General features: G+C 58.3%; 18 protein-coding genes, 2 rRNA genes and 1 pseudogene. 4 read left to right on the top strand and 17 right to left on the bottom strand.

From position 1 onward, the window contains the following. The first annotated feature begins 187 nt into the window (after window positions 1–187). From AC1M2H_RS24010 to AC1M2H_RS24000, 3 genes are all read left to right on the top strand, one after another. Window positions 188–3093 (top strand): 23S ribosomal RNA (locus AC1M2H_RS24010). Between the two features lie 196 nt (window positions 3094–3289). Next, window positions 3290–3405: ribosomal RNA gene (gene rrf, locus AC1M2H_RS24005) — 5S ribosomal RNA — on the top strand. Between the two features lie 566 nt (window positions 3406–3971). Continuing rightward, on the top strand, window positions 3972–4289 hold the full coding sequence (locus AC1M2H_RS24000) for a hypothetical protein (RefSeq protein WP_426813228.1): 318 nt from the start codon (window positions 3972–3974) through the stop codon (window positions 4287–4289). Here AC1M2H_RS24000 and AC1M2H_RS23995 read toward each other — a convergent pair. Further along, window positions 4288–4432: pseudogene (locus AC1M2H_RS23995) on the bottom strand (hypothetical protein); the annotation flags it as partial. The gene AC1M2H_RS24000 and the pseudogene AC1M2H_RS23995 overlap by 2 nt on opposite strands. A 257-nt stretch (window positions 4433–4689) precedes the next feature. On the opposite strand from AC1M2H_RS23995, the gene AC1M2H_RS23990 reads away from it, so the two are divergent. Continuing rightward, complete coding sequence (locus AC1M2H_RS23990) at window positions 4690–6090, top strand: GGDEF domain-containing protein (protein WP_480149343.1); 1401 nt, start codon at window positions 4690–4692, stop codon at window positions 6088–6090. Between the two features lie 53 nt (window positions 6091–6143). Here AC1M2H_RS23990 and trpS read toward each other — a convergent pair whose 3' ends face one another. The 16 genes from trpS to AC1M2H_RS23910 form a co-directional block, all read right to left on the bottom strand. Further along, window positions 6144–7151 carry a tryptophan--tRNA ligase gene (trpS, locus tag AC1M2H_RS23985; RefSeq protein WP_480149342.1) on the bottom strand — a complete coding sequence of 336 codons (1008 nt, stop codon included), beginning with the start codon at window positions 7149–7151 and terminating at the stop codon, window positions 6144–6146. A gap of 209 nt (window positions 7152–7360) precedes the next feature. Then, window positions 7361–7690, bottom strand: coding sequence for a DMT family transporter (locus AC1M2H_RS23980; RefSeq protein ID WP_041143869.1), 330 nt, complete (start codon window positions 7688–7690; stop codon window positions 7361–7363). Between the two features lie 16 nt (window positions 7691–7706). Beyond that, on the bottom strand, window positions 7707–8117 hold the full coding sequence (locus tag AC1M2H_RS23975; RefSeq protein ID WP_480149341.1) for a DMT family transporter: 411 nt from the start codon (window positions 8115–8117) through the stop codon (window positions 7707–7709). A 14-nt stretch (window positions 8118–8131) separates the two neighbouring features. After that, window positions 8132–8821 (bottom strand): hypothetical protein, encoded by a 690-nt coding sequence (locus tag AC1M2H_RS23970; protein ID WP_480149340.1) that lies wholly within the window; start codon window positions 8819–8821, stop codon window positions 8132–8134. 12 nt (window positions 8822–8833) lie between these two features. Further along, the gene (locus AC1M2H_RS23965) at window positions 8834–9460 is read right to left on the bottom strand and encodes a phosphate propanoyltransferase (RefSeq protein ID WP_480149339.1); all 627 of its coding nucleotides are present in this window, start codon (window positions 9458–9460) and stop codon (window positions 8834–8836) included. Further along, complete coding sequence (locus AC1M2H_RS23960) at window positions 9457–9867, bottom strand: BMC domain-containing protein (protein ID WP_480149338.1); 411 nt, start codon at window positions 9865–9867, stop codon at window positions 9457–9459. The genes AC1M2H_RS23965 and AC1M2H_RS23960 overlap by 4 nt, the downstream gene beginning before the upstream one ends. 12 nt (window positions 9868–9879) lie before the next feature. After that, window positions 9880–10827: a choline TMA-lyase-activating enzyme gene (gene cutD / locus AC1M2H_RS23955; protein ID WP_480149337.1), complete on the bottom strand. Its 948-nt coding sequence runs from the start codon at window positions 10825–10827 to the stop codon at window positions 9880–9882. 114 nt (window positions 10828–10941) lie between these two features. Then, window positions 10942–14328, bottom strand: a complete 3387-nt coding sequence (cutC, locus tag AC1M2H_RS23950) for a choline trimethylamine-lyase (RefSeq protein ID WP_480149336.1) — start codon at window positions 14326–14328, stop codon at window positions 10942–10944. 25 nt (window positions 14329–14353) lie between these two features. Beyond that, a complete protein-coding gene (locus AC1M2H_RS23945) occupies window positions 14354–15508 on the bottom strand; it encodes a 1-propanol dehydrogenase PduQ (RefSeq protein WP_480149335.1) in 1155 nt (384 codons plus the stop codon). A 15-nt stretch (window positions 15509–15523) separates the two neighbouring features. Continuing rightward, window positions 15524–15781 carry a EutN/CcmL family microcompartment protein gene (locus tag AC1M2H_RS23940; protein ID WP_159871445.1) on the bottom strand — a complete coding sequence of 86 codons (258 nt, stop codon included), beginning with the start codon at window positions 15779–15781 and terminating at the stop codon, window positions 15524–15526. A gap of 26 nt (window positions 15782–15807) precedes the next feature. Next, window positions 15808–17412 carry an acetaldehyde dehydrogenase (acetylating) gene (locus AC1M2H_RS23935; RefSeq protein WP_480149334.1) on the bottom strand — a complete coding sequence of 535 codons (1605 nt, stop codon included), beginning with the start codon at window positions 17410–17412 and terminating at the stop codon, window positions 15808–15810. A gap of 53 nt (window positions 17413–17465) precedes the next feature. After that, complete coding sequence (locus AC1M2H_RS23930; protein ID WP_015585230.1) at window positions 17466–17744, bottom strand: BMC domain-containing protein; 279 nt, start codon at window positions 17742–17744, stop codon at window positions 17466–17468. A gap of 14 nt (window positions 17745–17758) precedes the next feature. Beyond that, entirely contained in the window at window positions 17759–18043 is a 285-nt protein-coding gene (locus AC1M2H_RS23925) for a BMC domain-containing protein (protein ID WP_041143877.1), read from the bottom strand. 16 nt (window positions 18044–18059) lie between these two features. Beyond that, window positions 18060–18338, bottom strand: coding sequence for a BMC domain-containing protein (locus AC1M2H_RS23920; RefSeq protein ID WP_010634659.1), 279 nt, complete (start codon window positions 18336–18338; stop codon window positions 18060–18062). Window positions 18339–18752: 414 nt separating this feature from the next. Next, on the bottom strand, window positions 18753–19271 hold the full coding sequence (locus tag AC1M2H_RS23915; RefSeq protein WP_480149333.1) for a FidL-like protein: 519 nt from the start codon (window positions 19269–19271) through the stop codon (window positions 18753–18755). Beyond that, complete coding sequence (locus AC1M2H_RS23910) at window positions 19268–20080, bottom strand: winged helix-turn-helix domain-containing protein (RefSeq protein ID WP_480152025.1); 813 nt, start codon at window positions 20078–20080, stop codon at window positions 19268–19270. Before AC1M2H_RS23910 ends, AC1M2H_RS23915 begins: the two co-directional genes overlap by 4 nt. Window positions 20081–20095: the final 15 nt, after the last annotated feature.

Genomic DNA, 20095 nt, shown 5'->3' with positions numbered 1-20095 from the left:
CTTGCTGGTTCGTGAGTGAAAGTCGCCGACCTCAGTATCTCAAAACTAACTCAGTGAGTTATGTTTGAGATATTTGCTCTTTAAAAATCTGGATCAAGCTGAAAATTGAAACGACACACGTTGAGTGTGTTCGAGTCTCTCAAATTTTCGCAACGCGACTGTTTTACGAAACAGCTTCAGGTTGTGAGGTTAAGCGACTAAGCGTACACGGTGGATGCCCTGGCAGTCAGAGGCGATGAAGGACGTGCTAATCTGCGATAAGCGTCGGTAAGGTGATATGAACCGTTATAACCGGCGATTTCCGAATGGGGAAACCCAGTGCAATTCGTTGCACTATCGTTAAGTGAATACATAGCTTAACGAAGCGAACCGGGGGAACTGAAACATCTAAGTACCCCGAGGAAAAGAAATCAACCGAGATTCCCCCAGTAGCGGCGAGCGAACGGGGAGCAGCCCGGAACCTGAATCAGTTTGTGTGTTAGTGGAAGCGTCTGGAAAGTCGCAGGGTACAGGGTGATACTCCCGTACACTAAAATGCACATTCTGTGAGTTCGAAGAGTAGGGCGGGACACGTGGTATCCTGTCTGAATATGGGGGGACCATCCTCCAAGGCTAAATACTCCTGACTGACCGATAGTGAACCAGTACCGTGAGGGAAAGGCGAAAAGAACCCCGGCGAGGGGAGTGAAAAAGAACCTGAAACCGTGTACGTACAAGCAGTGGGAGCCTCTTTTATGGGGTGACTGCGTACCTTTTGTATAATGGGTCAGCGACTTATATTCTGTAGCAAGGTTAACCGTATAGGGGAGCCGCAGGGAAACCGAGTCTTAACTGGGCGTTAAGTTGCAGGGTATAGACCCGAAACCCGGTGATCTAGCCATGGGCAGGTTGAAGGTTGGGTAACACTAACTGGAGGACCGAACCGACTAATGTTGAAAAATTAGCGGATGACTTGTGGCTGGGGGTGAAAGGCCAATCAAACCGGGAGATAGCTGGTTCTCCCCGAAAGCTATTTAGGTAGCGCCTCGTGAATTCATCTTCGGGGGTAGAGCACTGTTTCGGCTAGGGGGTCATCCCGACTTACCAACCCGATGCAAACTGCGAATACCGAAGAATGTTATCACGGGAGACACACGGCGGGTGCTAACGTCCGTCGTGAAGAGGGAAACAACCCAGACCGCCAGCTAAGGTCCCAAAGTCATGGTTAAGTGGGAAACGATGTGGGAAGGCCCAGACAGCCAGGATGTTGGCTTAGAAGCAGCCATCATTTAAAGAAAGCGTAATAGCTCACTGGTCGAGTCGGCCTGCGCGGAAGATGTAACGGGGCTAAACCATGCACCGAAGCTGCGGCAGCGACACTATGTGTTGTTGGGTAGGGGAGCGTTCTGTAAGCCGTTGAAGGTGGCCTGTGAGGGTTGCTGGAGGTATCAGAAGTGCGAATGCTGACATAAGTAACGATAAAGCGGGTGAAAAGCCCGCTCGCCGGAAGACCAAGGGTTCCTGTCCAACGTTAATCGGGGCAGGGTGAGTCGACCCCTAAGGCGAGGCCGAAAGGCGTAGTCGATGGGAAACAGGTTAATATTCCTGTACTCGGTGTTACTGCGAAGGGGGGACGGAGAAGGCTATGTTAGCCGGGCGACGGTTGTCCCGGTTTAAGCATGTAGGCGGAGGTTCCAGGTAAATCCGGAACCTTTTAACGCTGAGGTGTGACGACGAGGCACTACGGTGCTGAAGTAACAAATGCCCTGCTTCCAGGAAAAGCCTCTAAGCATCAGGTAACATCAAATCGTACCCCAAACCGACACAGGTGGTCAGGTAGAGAATACCAAGGCGCTTGAGAGAACTCGGGTGAAGGAACTAGGCAAAATGGTGCCGTAACTTCGGGAGAAGGCACGCTGATGGTAAGTGAAGCGACTCGCTCGTGGAGCTGAACTCAGTCGAAGATACCAGCTGGCTGCAACTGTTTATTAAAAACACAGCACTGTGCAAACACGAAAGTGGACGTATACGGTGTGACGCCTGCCCGGTGCCGGAAGGTTAATTGATGGGGTTATCCGTAAGGAGAAGCTCTTGATCGAAGCCCCGGTAAACGGCGGCCGTAACTATAACGGTCCTAAGGTAGCGAAATTCCTTGTCGGGTAAGTTCCGACCTGCACGAATGGCGTAATGATGGCCAGGCTGTCTCCACCCGAGACTCAGTGAAATTGAACTCGCTGTGAAGATGCAGTGTACCCGCGGCAAGACGGAAAGACCCCGTGAACCTTTACTATAGCTTGACACTGAACACTGGTCCTTGATGTGTAGGATAGGTGGGAGGCTTTGAAGCGTGGACGCCAGTCTGCGTGGAGCCATCCTTGAAATACCACCCTTTAATGGCTGGTGTTCTAACGTGGGCCCGTAATCCGGGTTGCGGACAGTGTCTGGTGGGTAGTTTGACTGGGGCGGTCTCCTCCCAAAGAGTAACGGAGGAGCACGAAGGTTAGCTAATCCTGGTCGGACATCAGGAGGTTAGTGCAATGGCATAAGCTAGCTTGACTGCGAGCGTGACGGCGCGAGCAGGTGCGAAAGCAGGTCATAGTGATCCGGTGGTTCTGAATGGAAGGGCCATCGCTCAACGGATAAAAGGTACTCCGGGGATAACAGGCTGATACCGCCCAAGAGTTCATATCGACGGCGGTGTTTGGCACCTCGATGTCGGCTCATCACATCCTGGGGCTGAAGTAGGTCCCAAGGGTACGGCTGTTCGCCGTTTAAAGTGGTACGCGAGCTGGGTTTAGAACGTCGTGAGACAGTTCGGTCCCTATCTGCCGTGGGCGCTGGAGAATTGAGGGGGGCTGCTCCTAGTACGAGAGGACCGGAGTGGACGCATCACTGGTGTTCGGGTTGTCATGCCAATGGCATTGCCCGGTAGCTAAATGCGGAAAAGATAAGTGCTGAAAGCATCTAAGCACGAAACTTGCCCCGAGATGAGTTCTCCCTGACCCTTTAAGGGTCCTGAAGGAACGTTGAAGACGACGACGTTGATAGGTCGGGTGTGTAAGCGTAGCGATACGTTGAGCTAACCGATACTAATGAACCGTGAGGCTTAACCTTACAACGCCGAAGCTGTTTTGGCGGATTTGAGAAGATTTTCAGCACTGATTCAGAGTTGAGTACGCAATAATTTGCGCAGTAGTAAGGCGGCAAGCGAAGGAAAAGAAGGAGCATACTGGAGTATGTGACTGAGTTTACGAGCGCAGGCAACGCAGCTGATGCGATAAAGAATGGCGTACTGAGCACAAAGAATTTGCCTGGCGGCAACAGCGCGGTGGTCCCACCTGACCCCATGCCGAACTCAGAAGTGAAACGCCGTAGCGCCGATGGTAGTGTGGGGTCTCCCCATGTGAGAGTAGGGAACTGCCAGGCATCAAATAAAACGAAAGGCTCAGTCGAAAGACTGGGCCTTTTGTTTTGTCTGACGTTTGTCGGTAAGCGCTCTCCGGAGGAGGACAAATCCGCCGGGAGCGGATTTGAACGTTGCGGAGCAACGGCCCGGAGGGTGGCGTGCAGGGCGCCCGCCATAAACCGCCTGCCGCAGCCCAAATCGCACGCCGCGACCCGCACTCTTCTGATGAGAAAAAACCTTTCTTTCCCCGATGCTATATTTAAAATATAAATCAGCTATGGTTTAAATATAAAAACACGCTTTCTAATTAATGCTCTGAATAGTATTAATTCATTTATTTATTATATTTACTTAATATTATTAATCACTTACAAAATAACCTTTCGCCGTTTAAAGCGTAATATCATAATAGCTGGACTTTGCGAAAAAAATGATTTACTGTCCTTAACACTTTGTTAACTTGATCGGATTCGGGTTAGCTGAATTGTGATATAAAATATCAAGCGTACTGCCGATATTAATGCCTGTTTCGGTCGCTTACGGGGCCAAATAACCTCTGTTACCGGGCGGCAATATGAGAATATAAATGAAAATCCTGCTTAGCTGGCCCCCTTTACGCCGGCTCACCCGCTACATACAAGAACGCCTCACCTTTTTGGTCCTGCTCTGCTGGCCGGCAATTATCTGGCTGGCGTGTCGGGTCTGCGTCTGGCTGGCCGATAGCGCGTATACGCTGCTGGGTAAGCCGTTAAGCGAGTCGTTTACCGTCTATCTGCAGCCGCTGATGACCTTTGGCACGCTGGTCCGCATCTCCGTGAGCTGGGTCGTGCTGCTGTTCATTCTGTTTAGCATGGCGATGGGCTTTACCTGGCTGCTGCGCCGCGTGATGAGCCGCAAAAGCTAACCGTATTCAGCACCCGCCTGGCGGCGGCCAGCGTTTCGCCCGACTCGGCGACGCGATACTGAATTAGGCCATCGCGCGGCGTTTTGAGATGACTATTGTCAGTCAATATCGGCCTGGATGCGTCGTTTCGTCTCCTGAGCGGCGAGCCCTGATCCGGGCGGCGGCTTCGAGGCGCTGCCCGTTAACCGAATATCTATCTTTGCCAGCACCTCGTCCTTGCGCATTGAGTATATCCATCCGTTAACTGTGGGATGTTGCCGCCGCGTGTCGAACCGTCATCCACCATCCGGATGGAATGGCGTAAATGGCGATTGCTGCATTTTCAATCTGGTTGGTCATAGCTAACTGTTGTAAGATCTGCGGCCCTGAAAGGCGAAAACGTCAGCGAGCGCTTTATTCAATGAGTGATGAAAGCAAAAAATATATCGCGATTATTTTTAAGGAATGGCTGCCGCTGCACGACGGCCTGACGCCGGAAGTGAAGGCGGTGCTTAATAATATTGCCACCGGGCAGGCTGAAGCGCTGGCAGCCCGTTTTTATGACTTTATTTTTCAGGACCCGGATATTGCCAGGCACCTTACCTACGACCTGGTTCAGGAACGTCTGAGCCGCTCGCTGGCCGGCTGGGTCAAAGATATTTTGACCTGCGAGAAGGACGACCTGCAGGCGCTGGCGGAAAGGCAATACCATATTGGCAGCATTCACTCGCGGATCGGCATCCCCGCCGAGGCCGTGCTGCGCGGCGCCAGGCAGCTCAAGGCCGGGGTGATTGAATACGTTCGCGACAGCGCGATTGACCGCCAAACCGGCATTGCCGCCATCTACTATGCGATTATGGCGTTTAATATGGCGATCGAGATGATGTGCCACGCCTACACCCTGTCGCACTATCGGGCCACTAAAAACGAAGAGGCCTATCGCCTGTACAGCCTGATGGATAACGTGCCGATGGAGTACGGTAAACAGCAGGCCGCGCTCTCCGGCTGGGAAAATACCGTTATTTTTAATATCGTTAGCGAAAATAAAAACGATATTAACGCCACGTTATTATCGGAATCCGAGTTTGGCCTGTGGTTCCGCCATAAATGCGTGCGCTATTTTAACAAGAACGCGCAGATGGAAGAGATCGCCGATTTGATTACGCAGGTAGATAATTTAATCATCGGCTGGAAATCCTCAGACAGCAGCGCAGAATATAAAAATACGCAAACTCTGCTCCAGAGCATCCACCTCCATTGCCAGAAAATCAGCAGCCAGCTCGGGGTTATCTTCAGCAGCCTGTCGCAAATGCAAAATGGCAAAGACGCCCTTACCAGCCTGCTCAACCGTCGCTACCTGCCGGTGGTCCTCAAGCACGAGGTCACGCTCGCCATGGAGTATGAGCGGCCGATGACGGTCGCGATCGTCGATATCGACCATTTTAAAGAGATTAACGATAGCTGGGGCCACCAGGTGGGCGACAGGGCGATTAAGCACGTTGCTGACCTCCTCAGCGATAATATCCGCTCCAGCGACTATATCTTCCGCTACGGTGGCGAAGAGTTTCTGCTGGTGCTGGTGGAGACCGATGCCCGCGAGGCTCATGCGCTCCTTGAACGCCTGCGCAAAAATATCGGCCAGCTCGCCTTCAACGTCGGTGGCGAGACCGAAATCGCCATTACCGCCAGCATCGGCTACGCGGTTCATAGCGGCCATCCTGACTACAATCTGCTGCTGCGCGATGCCGATAGCGCGCTCTATGCCGCCAAGCGCGACGGACGCAACTGCGTGAAGATGCATGAAGGCGCCAGCGGCGACTAAGCCGTCTGCCGGCCAGGTCCCCGCAGGCGAAGCGCGATGGCGAGTCGCCGCGTTCAGAACAGGATCGGTAAGCCCAGACCCCGTTTTACCTCATGCAGCGTTCGCTGCGTGAGGCCGTTAGCCCGCTCGCTGCCCTGACGCAGCAGCTCCAGCAGCATGCCTTTATCGGCAATAAACCGCGCCCGGCGCTCGCGTATCGGCGCCAGCAGCGTCTGCAAACACTCCTCCAGCGCGTTTTTACACTGCCGATCGCCCAGTCCGCCGCGCTGATAGTGCGCCTTCATTTCGGCAATCAGCGGCCTGTCGGGGTGGAAGGCATCGAGATAGGTAAAGACGACGTTACCTTCCAGCTGGCCCGGATCGGCAACGCGCAGGTGGCCGGGGTCGGTATACATGGCGCCGACCGCGCGATGGATCTCCTCTTCGCTGGCCGAAAGCGTCAGCGTATTGCCGAGCGATTTTGACATTTTTGCGCCGCCGTCAACGCCCGGCAGACGGCCGACCTCGCTGAGCAGCGCCCGGCAGGGCTGCAGCACCGGCGTCGTGGTCAGGCTATTCATCTTATGTACGATTTCGTTGGTCTGTTCGATCATCGGCAGCTGATCGTCGCCAACCGGCACCAGCGCGGCCTTAAAGGCGGTGATATCGGCCGCCTGGCTGATGGGGTAGGCCAGAAAGCCCACCGGCAGCGAGCGGGCGAAGCCTTTCTGCGCAATCTCATGTTTGACGGTGGGATTGCGCTCGACGCGGGCGACGGTGACGATATTCATGTACAGGGCGCTCAGCTCGGCCAGCGCCGGGAGGGCCGACTGCAGGCAAATCGTGGTTTTGTGCGGATCGATGCCGACGGCCAGATAGTCGGCCATCACCTCAAAGATATTGTTGCTGATTTTCTGCGGGTCGCTGCCGTTATCCGTTAATCCCTGCAGGTCGGCGACCAGAATAAACTGCTGGTGGTCATGCTGCAGCTGCACGCGCTGGCGCAGCGAACCTACGTAGTGGCCGAGGTGCAGCTGGCCGGTAGGGCGATCGCCGGTAAGAATGGTTGGGTTGGTGTTCATCAGAAACTCCTTACGATGCTGTTAAGCCGAAAGGGGTCGCTGAGAAACGATAAAGCCGCCTTCCGGCGGCTTTAAAAATGGAAACGTTAATCGTACCGCCTGTTATGCAGGCAGCCACCAGCGGCGTGAGCGGGTAACGACAACGTTTCTGTTCATCGGGCTATCCTGCCACGAAACGGGGGCGGGGTAAACCCGCGCGCCGCCGGCCTTCACATCGTAGAGAAGACGTTCATGATGATGCCGCCGGAAATAATCAGCACCATGGCGAAGATGGCCGGCAGATCCGGTTTCTGCTTGTAGAGGATCATTGAGCAGATGGTGACGCCGACGATCCCAAAGCCGCACCACAGCGAGTAGGCCACGCCCACCGGGATGGTGCTCATCGCGCGGGTGAGGGCGAAATAGCACAGCCCGTAGGCGCAGACTACCAGCACCGACGGCGCCAGTTTGCTAAAGCCGTTGGTCTTTTTGATCATCGAGGTGCCGGTGATTTCGGAGCCGATTGACAGCGCCAGCCACAAAAATCCGAGATTAAACATATGCTATTCCTTTCAGTCAGTTGGCGATTTTTTTGTCGAGAGGCGTAACCGGCTCGGCGGGCGCCGGGGCGCTCTCCTCGCTGCCCATTTTCGAGAACAGGTTCATGATGATGATGCCGCTGGCGATAACCACCATGCCGATAATGGCCGCGGTATCCGGATGCTGGCCGTAGAACGCCATGCCCAGCGTGGAAACGACGAGGATGCCGGTACCGGACCAGGTGGCGTAGGCCAGGCCGACGGGAATATCTTTCACCGCGCGGGAGAGCGAGTAGTAGCAGGTGCAGTAGAGAACAATCAGCAGCGCGAGCAGCATCATTTTGGTTGCGCCTTCGCTGCTGCCGAACATTTTAAGCGTCGAGGTGGCTGAGGTTTCGGAGACGATAACCAGCAGCATCCATAGCCAACATTTTGTTTTGGAAGACATAATAAACTCCGGGTCTATTTATTAAGATAAGGTTCTTTTTTTCTGTTTTTTAAAAAATCGATGGCGGCATCGGTCAGCTCGGCATCGGGCGCGGCGGCTAGCGCCGGATTATTCACTACGTCCGTGACGGTAAGATAACGCCGCGCCGCGCTTGCCGGCGCCGCCGCTGCGCCAGCGCCCGACCTCAGCCGCTCCAGCAATTCGTTCATGTCGCACAGCGTCACGCAGCACGCCGTCAGGCGGGCCAGCGTCGCGCGCATCTGTCCGGCGTAGGCCGAGCCGGTCGCCGCGCCGTACAGCTGATTAAGCTCGCTGTCGGGATCGCAGTGGTAGCGCAGCGCCAGCACCGGCAGGCCGCTAAGCAGCGTCTCGTGCAGGCGTCTGGCGAACGGGCTGCGCAGGCTGCCGTTGGTCAGGTCTGCCGCCAGCGGATAGTCGAGGAACGGCACGATCGCCGCGCGCCAGGCTACTGCCGGCAGCGCCTCCTGCCAGACGGACGGCGGAACTATCGCCCCCGTTTCCTGCCAGCATGCGGCGTCCGGGATATCGTCGTCCAGTACGATATGCAGAGGATGCCCGCAGCCCGCCAGGCGGCGGTGGATCGCCTGCCGGTAGCCGTCGGCGGCGGCGACCATCACCAGCACCGGCGGCTGTAGCCGCTGAACAATCCGCGTCACCAGGCGTTCGATCTCTTCGTCGGTCATGGCCAGTCTCCGTTAAGCGCGCTGGGTGATGATGACCTGCGCGCCGTTTTTCAGCCCGGCGGCGTTAGCCTCTTCGGTATCGATATGGAACTCAAGCGCAAAATCCTCGCGTACCCGAATCACCACCTCATCAAACGTCAGCCGGCGCTCGCCGTTGCTGCGGACGCTGACCTTCTGCCCGTTGCTGACGTTCAGCCGACGGGCGTCCTGCGGCGTCATATGAATATGTCGCCAGGCGCAGATCACCTGCGAACGAAGCTCAACGTGGCCCGCCGGGCCGATCAGCAGCGCGCTGCCGGTGTTCTCCAGCTGGCCGGACTCGCGTACCGGCGCTCTGATACCGAGAGTGAAGCAGTCGGCGCGGGAAATTTCCAGCTGGCTGCGCGGGCGCGTGGGGCCGAGGACGCGAACGTGGGTCAGGGAGCCCTTCGGCCCGACCACGGTGACGCACTCTTCGGCGGCGAACTGCCCCGGCTGACGCAGCGGCTTCAGCGGGGTGAGCGCGTAGCCCTTGCCGAACAGCGCCTCGACATCCTGCTGCGCCAGGTGAACGTGGCGGTTAGAGATGCCGACCGGGATCTCCGGGGCGATGCGGGTCAGGCGGGCGGCGATTTTTTCATGTAACAGAGCGTCGATCATGCCTTTTTCCCTTTCCTCTGCGCGGCGTTTTTGTCTTCCGCCTGGCCCGCCGCCGGCTGCGGCGGATAGGGGGCGGCCGGCTCTTTTTCTTCCGCAGGGAGCGGTGCCTCGGCCTTAGCCGCAGGGCGCGACGGGCGGCCTTTTAATTTACCCAAGGCATCGACCACGCTGCGCTCCGGACGGGCGATAACCAGCGAGCCGACGAGCTGGCCTGCGGCGACGACCTCGACGCCGCGCTCAATCGCGGTGTGGATGGCGCTGATTTCGCCCTCAAAGCAGACGCTGACCAGCCCCGAGCCGATTTTACGATAGCCGATGCAGCTTACGCCTGCGGCTTTACAGGCGGCGTCGACGGCCTGAACGGCGGCGACCAGCCCTCGCGTTTCAATTACGCCTAAACTTTTCATTGTCAGCTCCTGTTAATGGCGGACTAAACGAATATCAAAATCAAACTGGGCGAAGAACGTTTCCAGCTGGTTTAACTCTTCGGGCGAATAGGACGGGTCCTGGGTGATCGGGTACGGCATATCCAGGCGCTCATATTTTTTACGCCCCAGCTGGTGGTACGGCAGCATATCGATGCGGCGAATATGTCCGCGTTTTGCTAGCTTCTGTACGTAATCAATGGCGCCGGTAATCGCCTCCCAGGAGTCGTTATATCCGCGCACCAGCGGCATCCTGACAATCACGTTGGCGCCGGAGTCCACCAGCCACTCCAGATTGCGGCGGATCCCTTCGTTGCCAATGCCGAATAGCGCTTTATGGTGCGCGCTATTGATCTGCTTAATATCGAATAAGAAAGTGTCGGTGACCGCCGCGAGCTTCTGGTAATTAGCCAGCGAGGTGGTGCCCTGGGTTTCGATCGCGGTATTGAGCATCATCTTTTTGCATTCGCTAAACAGGGCGACGGCAAAATCGGTCTGCAGGCTCATCTCGCCGCCGCCGATGGTCACGCCGCCGCCGGAGGCGATATAAAAATCGTAATCCTGCATGATTATCTCCATCAGCTCGCTGACGGTGACGTCTTTACCCATAATATCCAGCGCGTTTTGGGTGCAAATCTCTTCACATTTACGGCAGCCGATGCAGTCTTTATTGCGGTCAACGAAGTGCTTCATTTCGCCGTTTTCCTCCGCCCGGTAGTGAATACCCGCCGGACAGACGCTGACGCAGTCGCCGCAGTTCACGCACTTATCCTGCGAGAACATCACCTGAAACTGACTGGTAAGCCCTTCCGGGTTCGCGCACCACGGGCAGCGGATATTGCAGCCCTTAAAAAACACCAGCGTGCGAATGCCATCCCCGTCATAAATCGAGTATTTCTGGATATTGAATATGCGCCCGGTTAATTCTTGTGTTGCGATCACGCTTGCCTCCTCCTCGCCCTCCGGCAGGCCGCAGCAACCTTATCTGCGGCCCACCCTCGGTGAAGAACTTCCTGTTATTTCTCAAATAGGGCTCAAATATTTCTCAAATGGCGCCTAGAACTTCTCAATCACCGTGCGGCTGATAATTTCATCCTGCACCTCTTTGCACAGCTCAACGAAGTAGGCGCTGTAGCCCGCCACGCGGACGATCAGGTCGCGGTATTTTTCCGGCTCCTGCTGGGCTTTTTTCAGCACTTCGTTATCGACGTAGCTGAACTGCATCTGGCCGTTGCCGAGAATCGAGGCGGTACGCAGCAGCGTGATCAGGCCGTGGCGTCCTTCAGGCGTATCCAGCAACCCTTTGAGGAACTTGAAGTTATGCACCATGCCGATGTTCATGGTCTCCACGTTCATCTTGCTGACCGACTTGATTATCGCCGTCGGACCCTGCTTATCGGCGCCCTGCGTCGGGCTGATGCCGTCCGAGAGCGGCATCCACGCCAGGCGACCGTTCGGCGTGGCGTTGGTCAGCTCGCCGATCGGCGTGTTGTTGGAGATCGACAGGGTGCCGTGGCTGAGGGTGGAGTAGAGCATCTGGTACTTACGGCACTCGCGCTCGGTCCACTCGGTAATATCCAGCGCGTACTGGTCAACGTAGTTGTCGTCGTTGCCGTATTTCGGCGCGTTCAGGCAGTCGCGGCGCAGCCCTTCGAAGCCTTCAAAGTTCGCCAGCATCGCGTCGCGGATCTGCTCGAGGGTATATTTTTTATCTTCATAGACCAGCTTGCGGATCGCGGCGAGGGAGTCGACGTAGGTCGCCAGGCCCGAGAAGATCAGCCCCGGCCCGTGGTTGACCATCGCTCCGCCGGCCGCCACGTCTTTACCGCTCTCCATGCAGCCTTCCACCAGCAGCGACATCAGCGGCTTCGGCGCCACGTCGCGGTGCACGCGCTGGCTGATTACCGTGCCGATTGCCGACAGGCGCACGATATGGGCAATCTGCTGTTTCACCGCCGCGTCGAAGGCTTCGAAGGTGTGCAGGTCGCGCAGGTCGCCGGTATCCAGCCCCTGATAGCTGTCGAACAGCACCATCCGGCCGCGGTTCAGCACGAACTCGATGGCGATGGGCCACTGGGTGTAGCCGGTAGAGGTCCACTGGTATATGCGGCCCGATTTCTGCGGCTCGACGCAGCCCATCAGGCAGTAGTCGCGGGCGTCTTCAAAATCGAAGCCTTTACGCAGCATCATCTTGATATGGGAGTCATCGAAGTGGCAGGCCGGGAAGCCCATGCCCGCTTTCACCACGTCGACGATTTTTTCCATGTACTTCTGCGGCGACTGGTTGTGAATGCGGCAGGCCAGCGACGGCTGGTAAACCTTCACGAAGCGCACGGCGTCCATAATCAGGTAAGTTAAGTCGTTGCAGGCGTCGCCGCCGGAGCGCTTCTGGCCGCCGACGGTCAGGTTGATAAATGGCTGATAGCCGGCGAAATATTTTGCCCCCAGCTCGCTGGACATCCACATCAGCTCGGCGCACTTGATGATAAAGGCCTGCATCATCTCCAGCGCGGACTCGTGGGTCAGGCGGCCTTCGCGAATATCGGCCTCAAACATCGGGTAGCAGTACTGGTCAACGCGGCCGAGGGAGAGGCCGGTCTGGTTCTCTTCGACTTCGAACAGCGACTCCACGGTCCAGATGCTCTGCAGCGCTTCCTGCAGGGTTTTCGGCGGGTTGGCCGGCACGTTCTGGTTAACCTCGGCGATGGTCAGCAGTTCGGCGCGACGCCGGGCGTTCTGCTCCGTGGCCGCCAGCTCCCGGGCGTGGGCGGCGATGCGGTGGGAGTAGTTAATCACCCCTTCGCAGGTTTCGATCGCCGCCTTGTAGTAATAAATGCGGTCGATATCTTCCGGATTTTCCATGCTCAGCTGGTCGAGACGGGCCTGCGCATCGGCCTTAATGCCGCTCATCCCCTTGGTGAACAGCAGGACGTCGTAGCCCGGACAGGTATCGCCCCCGCCGTTGATCTGGTGATAGGAGAGGTCGCTGACGAAGGTCTCGCCGCTGAACGCCCAGACGCCGGCTTCGCGATACTGGGCTTCGCAAATCTCATCCAGCGAGCGGCCTTCCCAGAACGGGACGATCTCTTCGCGGATAGTTTTTTTATCTTCTTCGCTAATCTCAAACGGATCCTGCGGGCGGGTGCTCATGGTGTCGAGCTCGTCGCGCACCCAGCGCCAGGCGATATCCGGTGAGAAGGCGCCCGCGCGCGGCTTACCGCACGGATGGCCGACGATCAGTTCGTCATCCTGAATCAGGATCGGCGCGGTTTCGCAGGCGTGGCGGAACGCTTTGGCGCGCAGCAGAATGGTCGGCATGCCCGGGTTGGCTTTGACCACCTCGGTAAAGGCCAGCGCGCGGTAGATGGAGACGCTCGGGCGCACGGTCAGGTAGTGGTTACGCAGGCGCTGCATGCGCGGGGTCAGCCCTTCCATTACCGGGGTATCGCCGCAGGCGGCGAACGGGGCGGCGGAGACCTGCTGCGCGCCGCGGAACAGGCGCACCGGCAGATTCAGCGCGCTGAGGTTGTGCTGCGCGCTGAGGAACATATCGGAGAGCGCGTTGATGCTGGCATTCTCGAGGCTCGCGCCGTGCAGCAGGGCGTCAAACATCGGATAGCCGTCAATGGCGCAGGCGGCGCGGACTTCGCTCAGCTCCGCCAGCTTGAACCACAGGCATTCGACGATTTCATAGGCCTGCTGCGGCGTCAGGGCGCCGCTGTCGATATCGCGCTGGTACCACGGCAGCAGGGCCTTGTCGGCGCCTTCCGGATTCACCGCATAGCTGCCGTTATCGAGCTGCAGCGCGAGCTGGAACAGATAAAAGGCCTGGCAAGCTTCTTTAAAATTGCGCGCCGGGTGGGCCGGAACCTGGTGCAGGATGGCGGCGCTATCGCGCAGTTCGCTCTGGCGATAAGCGTTGCTTTCGCCGGCGGCCAGGGTTTCCGCGCTGTTAGCCAGGTTCTGTGCCAGGGTCAGCAGGCCGTCGCAGGCGTAAATCGCCGCGCGGCAGCCGTTGACTTCATCCATGCCGCTACGGCTGACGGCGCTGCCCAGGCTGCGGGTCTTCTCTTCGAGCTGGTGTTTTATCGCCAGCGCGCCCTTCTCGATGAGCAGCTTATAGTCCGGTGAGTCGAGGTCGCCGTTCAGATTGAGAAACTGGAACGCCGACGGGCGACGGGCCGCGCTTTCGTCGTGAAAGATGGCGCCGCGCGGTTTGCGGGTCTGGTTGCCGACGATCAGCTCGTCGGCGCTGATGCACACCGGCAGCTGGCGCATCAGTTCATAGAAGCGGCGCGCCGGTTTAACGGCGGCGGGAACGCCCGCGATATCGCCGTCAAGGGCGTTGAGCGTCGCGGCATGTTCGGTGCACAGGGCGCTTTTTTGTGAGAGTAAACGATTTGCCAGCACGTTGACGCGCGGCGTTAAGCTGTAGTGTGCCATGGGTAAGGTTCTCCAGTTCTTGTTATCAGTGGCCCTGAACGGCGCTGCCGGTCCACGCCCGGCGATAGAGTTCGGTTAAAGCGTTAGCGTCCGGCGCGCGCGGGTTGGTTGGGGTACAGCTATCGCGCAGCGCCTGGCCGACCATCTCCGCCAGCCGGCGGTCAAAATCGGCGGCGTCGACGCCGGTATCGCGGATGCCGGCCGGCATGGACATTTCGTCTTTTAATGCCTGAATGGCGATCAGCAGGCTGGCGACGCCCTGGCGGGTGCCGGCGGCCGGCAGATCCAGCAGATGGGCCAGGCGCGCGTATTTACGCGCGGCATCGGTATCGCACTGCCCCTGGTAGTCCGCGTTCCACGCCACGACTTCCACCATCAGCAGCGCGTTGGCGCGGCCGTGCGGGACGTGGAAGACGCCGCCGAGCGCGTGGGCGAGGCTGTGGGTGATGCCGAGCGAGGCGTTGGTGAAGGCCATGCCCGCCATGCAGGAGGCGTTGTGCATCTTTTCCCGCGCCGGCAGGTTATCGCCGCTGCGCCAGCAGGTCGGCAGATAGCGAAATACCTGCTGCACCACTTTCTCCGCCAGCGCGTCGGAAAAGTCGCTGGCATTGAGAGAGACGTAGGCTTCCAGCGCGTGGCACAGCACGTCCATCCCGGTATCGGCGGTGATTGCCGGCGGCACCGAGGCCGCCAGCGCCGGGTCGAGAATGGCGATATCCGGCAGCAGCGACGGGTCCACCAGCACCAGCTTTTCGGCGCCGGCTTTCACCACCGAAAAGGCGGTCACTTCCGAGCCGGTACCGCTGGTGGTGGGGATCGCCACGAAGCAGGGGCGCTCGCGGCGGGCGTCCGGACGGGTTTGCGCCAGGGCGAAAATGACCGCTTTGGCGGCATCAATCACCGAACCGCCGCCGAGGGCGATAACCAGATCCGGATAGCGGCTGTCCATCAGCTTCATACCGCGCACGACGGTGGCGATATCCGGATCGGCCACCACGTCGTCCCAGGTCTGGAAGGGGATGCCGCGCTGGTGCAGAATTCGGGTCACGCGATCGGCGAGGCCAAACTTCACCATCGCCTTATCGGTGACCAGCAGGACGCTGCGGGCGGGAAGCTCGCTCAGGACCGCCAGCGCGTCCTGACCAAAGCGGATCCGGGGTTTCAGCAAAAATTCACTCATTGGACTATTCACTCCTTAAGCGTCCCGAAACACGTTCTCGACAATGGCAACCACCGACATGGCCTTATAGCGGTCCCGGTTGAGCGCTAAATACTCTTCGGCCAGCACGATGTCGTGCATGCCGGCGCCGACGCTATCGACGGCGACCCAGGTCTGGTCCTTCATTGGCCGCTGCTCATCGTCTAATCTGGCGATTAACAGCAGGTTGCTGCCGCGTAGCTCAGCGCATTTCTGCGTGGCGACGACATGTCCGACTACCTTTGCGAGAATCATCGTTTTTATCGCCTTATCTCAATGCATTACTTACCGAGGCGCTCCAGCACCTGGCGGATAACGCGCTCCACGTTCTGCTCGTTGATGTCGCCTTCCGCCTCGACGTCGGCGTGGACCGCAAAGCGATCGTCCGCCGTCGCGCTGCGGGTCGCGGCGGTTGCGGGGGCCGGCGCGGTGAAGCGCACGTCGTCAATGATGCTGCGATGCGGGTTATCGACCGGGGCGACGATGGTGGGCTGCGGCTCGGGGCGGCTGCCCGGCGCGCGCAGCTCATCGATGGAGCGCACGCCGTAGCCCACTCTGCGGATGTTGAGCAGGTTCATTGGCCCAACGTTATCGGAGCTGGAGCCGCCGCCGACGGCGCCGCAGCCGAGGGTTAATGCCGGGGTAATATTGGTGGTCGCCCCGATGCCGCCCAGCGCCGCCGGGGTGTTGATCAGAATGCGGTTAACCGGTTTTTCGAGGCAGAACTGGCGGATAACGTCCTGGTTGCGGGTGTGGATCACCAGAGTGTGGCCGAGGCCTTCGTTGGTCAGCAGCTCCATCACCCGATTGCAGGCCGCCTTCCAGTCCTCTTCCACGTACAGGCCGAGTACCGGGCACAGCTTTTCGCGCGAATAGGGGTTTTTGTGCGAGACGGTGGTCTGCTCGGCGATCAGCACCCGAGTGCTGGCCGGAACGCTGAAGCCGGCCATCTGGCTCAGATAGAGCGCGGTTTTGCCGACCACTTTGGGGTTGATGGTGCCGTTGGCGCGCAGCAGCAGGGCCGCCATTTTCGCCGCCTCGCCTTCGTTCATAAAGTACGCGCCCTGGGCTTCCAGCTCGCGATGGACTTCGTCGTAAATGCAGCGTTCGACGATGATCGACTGCTCGGAGGCGCAGATCACCCCGTTATCGAAGGTTTTGCTGGTGATGATATCTTTCACCGCGTGGTGGATATCGGCGCTGCGTTCGATAAACGCCGGGCCGTTGCCCGGGCCGCCGCTGATGGTTGGGGTGCCGGAGGCATAGGCCGCGCGCACCATCCCTTCGCCGCCGGTGGCGAGGATCAGCGAGACCTCTTTGCTGTGCATCAGTTCGGAGGTGGCTTCAAGGGTCAGTTCGGTGATGGCGCTGACGCTGCCCGCCGGGGCGCCTGCCGCTTCGGCGGCGCGCTTAACGATCTCTATCGCCTTCCAGCTGCACTCGCGCGCGCCGGGATGCGGGGAAAAGATAATCGCGTTGCCGGCCTTGAGGGCAATCAGCGTTTTGTAGATAACGGTTGAGGTCGGGTTGGTTGACGGCACCAGTGCACAAATCACCCCCAGCGGCACGCCCACGTCCATCACTTTTTTTAGCGGATCGTCATGAATGATGCCGACGGTCTTCATATCTTTGATGGCGTCGTAGACGCGCAGCGAGGCAAAACGGTTCTTCAGCACCTTATCCTGCCAGTTGCCAAATCCGGTCTCTTCCGAGGCCATTTTCGCCAGCGCTTCGGCGTGGTGCGCCGCTTCCTGGGCCACGTTTTTCACGATGGCGTCGATTTGCTGCTGCGAAAAGGTGGCCAGAATCGCCTGGGCCTTTTTGGCGCTGCGCACCAGTTCCCGCGCGTTCTGGCGGGATTGCAAATCGTTATCCAGTTCAATCATGAGTCTATCCTTCATCAGACGAAAAGAGTGGAGACGGGGCGCGCCCTGTCAGGTCATGCTTTGTGCTGCGACGCGATTTTTTCGATATCGTTATGCGGTCGCGCAATGACGCGGGAGGTAACGACTTCGCCGATGCGTTTCGCCGCTTCCACGCCGGAATCCACCGCCGCGTTCACCGCGCCGACGTCGCCCTTCACCATCGCGGTGACCAGCCCGGAGCCGACGTTCTCATAGCCAATCAGCTCGACGTTGGCGGCTTTACACATCGCGTCGGCGGCTTCAATACAGGCCACCAGACCTTTGGTTTCGATCAGACCAAGAGCTTCTTTCATCATGTTGTCTCCCGTTATTCCGCGACTTTGTAATGCGCGACGATTTTGTTGATGTCGTTATGCGGACGCGCGATAACCAGCGAGGTCACCACCTCGCCGATGCGCTGCGCCGATTCCACGCCGGAATCCACCGCCGCCTTCACCGCCCCGACGTCGCCTTTTACCATCGCGGTGACCAGCCCGGAGCCGACGTTTTCATAGCCAATCAGCTCGACGTTGGCGGCTTTACACATCGCGTCAGCGGCTTCGATACAGGCCACCAGACCTTTGGTTTCAATCAGACCTAATGCATCACCCATTTGCGTTCTCCTGGCCTTAAGCCTTGTGTTTAATAACAATTTTGTTGATGTCGTTATGCGGACGCGCGATAACCAGCGAGGTCACCACCTCGCCGATGCGCTGCGCCGATTCCACGCCGGAATCCACCGCCGCTTTTACCGCGCCGACGTCGCCTTTCACCATCACGGTGACCAGCCCGGAGCCGATGTTTTCATAGCTAATCAGCTCGACGTTGGCGGATTTGCACATCGCATCCGCTGCTTCAATGCAGGCCACCAGGCCCTTGGTTTCAATAAGCCCCAATGCATCACCCATGGTTGTTCCTCCAGACAGGTTTGTGATTCGGGAAAACCGTCCGCGTAACGGCGTCAACACGCGGTAGCGGCGTTCGGGGTCCACTATAGGGAATAGCGAGCGGGGTGGAATTTAAATCCGCGTGGTGTCTGTTTTTAGTTTTTTACTCTGATATTTAGATCTATAAGGGGGCGTATTTATCTCTTTGTGCTGGTTTTTGCTGATGGAATTGGCTGCGGATGCGGCGAGTTTTTCAGCGTACCGGCGGGCGGCGGTAAATGTTAACAGTTTGCTAATTTATTGCTGGGGCAGGGTAATTTATCCACTTATTAAGTGTGGTTATGGTCATGTTTTCCGTCGGGAGCTAAACGCAAAAAGTGCGGTTTTAGAGCATGCGGTGGCGCAGGAAAAAGGCGGGGCGGGTGGGACAGGCCGTCAGTCGAGCTTGCTGCCGGACTTCAGGGTGCAAACGTAGAGCGGCGAATTGATCGAGCTCAGCAGAATCGCCTGCTCATTGAGCTTCTGGGCGTTGAGAAACAGACCGTCGTGGCTGTCGGACATCTCGCGCATAAAGTAGGCGAAGATAACGTCCGGGGATTCGTCGATCGATGAGGCGCTGGACTCCCAGCGGCTGATGCGGTAGTGGCGCTCGGTTGAGGAGATGCGTTTACTGGTGTAGCTGAATTTGACGTAGCGCTGCAGGTAGAGCCAGCCGGCGGCGGAGTCGGTATAGCCTTCGACCACCATCGAGCCTTTGCCGTGGGCGGCAAAATTGAAGTGAACGTTGCCGTTGACGTTCTCTTTATCCATGTTTTCAAAGCGCATGATGGCTTTGGTCGAGCAGCTCATCTCCCCGTCGTTTTCCGCCGGCAGCAGCTTCCAGGCGCTGAGCCCGACGGCGGTGATAAACGCCAGGGCTGAGAGGGCGAAAAAAGGCCGGGGGGCGAGTCTCATGACGGTTTCCAGGAGTAGTAGAAATAGTTATCGCAATAGCTGAAGGGGTTGTCTTCATGCATCGCGCAGTGGGCGAGGAAGACGCGGCCCAGGCCGTTGGTCTCCAGCCGATCGCCGTAGAAGAAGACAAAGCGTTCCCCGGACTTGCACTCCAGCTTCAGCCGCTGGCGCACGGCGTCAAAGTTGTTGCCGTAGGCGGTTTCGGCCACGGATCGCAGCATCTCGTCGCTGGCCAGCAGCTCGCACTGGCTGTGGGTCATCTGCGTCAGGGTTATGGGGCGCGATTCGCCGCTGCCGAAAAAGCTGAAAAGCATCAGCAGCAGGGCGATGGTCAGCAGGCAGACGCCGGCGATATACCAGCAGGTGCCCCGCGCGTGCCGGGCGGACTTCGGGCGCGGCTCTGCGACCGGCGGCGCGGCGTCCGGCTCCGCGGGCGGCGGGGAGGGCGGTTCCGTCTGCGGCTGCGGCGGCGCGGGAACATCCAGCTGATGAACGGTGATTTCCGGGTTCAGCTGCAGCAGCCCGCGCGAGACGGTGACGATAATATTGTCGATCTCATAGTGGCGGAAGGTTTTGCGCAGCATGCTCAGATACTGATTGAGGTTGCTGTTCGAGGAGGTTAAGCCGTTGTCGTCCCAGACCTTTTTGAGCACCTCATCGCGGCTGACAATCTCCGGATGACGCAGGAAAAACCACAGTAGCGCGCTGGCGGTAATTGACAGCTGGCTGTCCGCCTCATCGCTTCCCGGTAGGATTAGTGTGCCGTCCGTTGCATCATAAATGAGACGGCCATTGATGTTGTAGCGCATCGCGGCCTCAGTCTG

This window comes from Klebsiella sp. F11, assembly GCF_056712265.1.
This window is presented reverse-complemented; position numbering and strand designations above follow the sequence as displayed.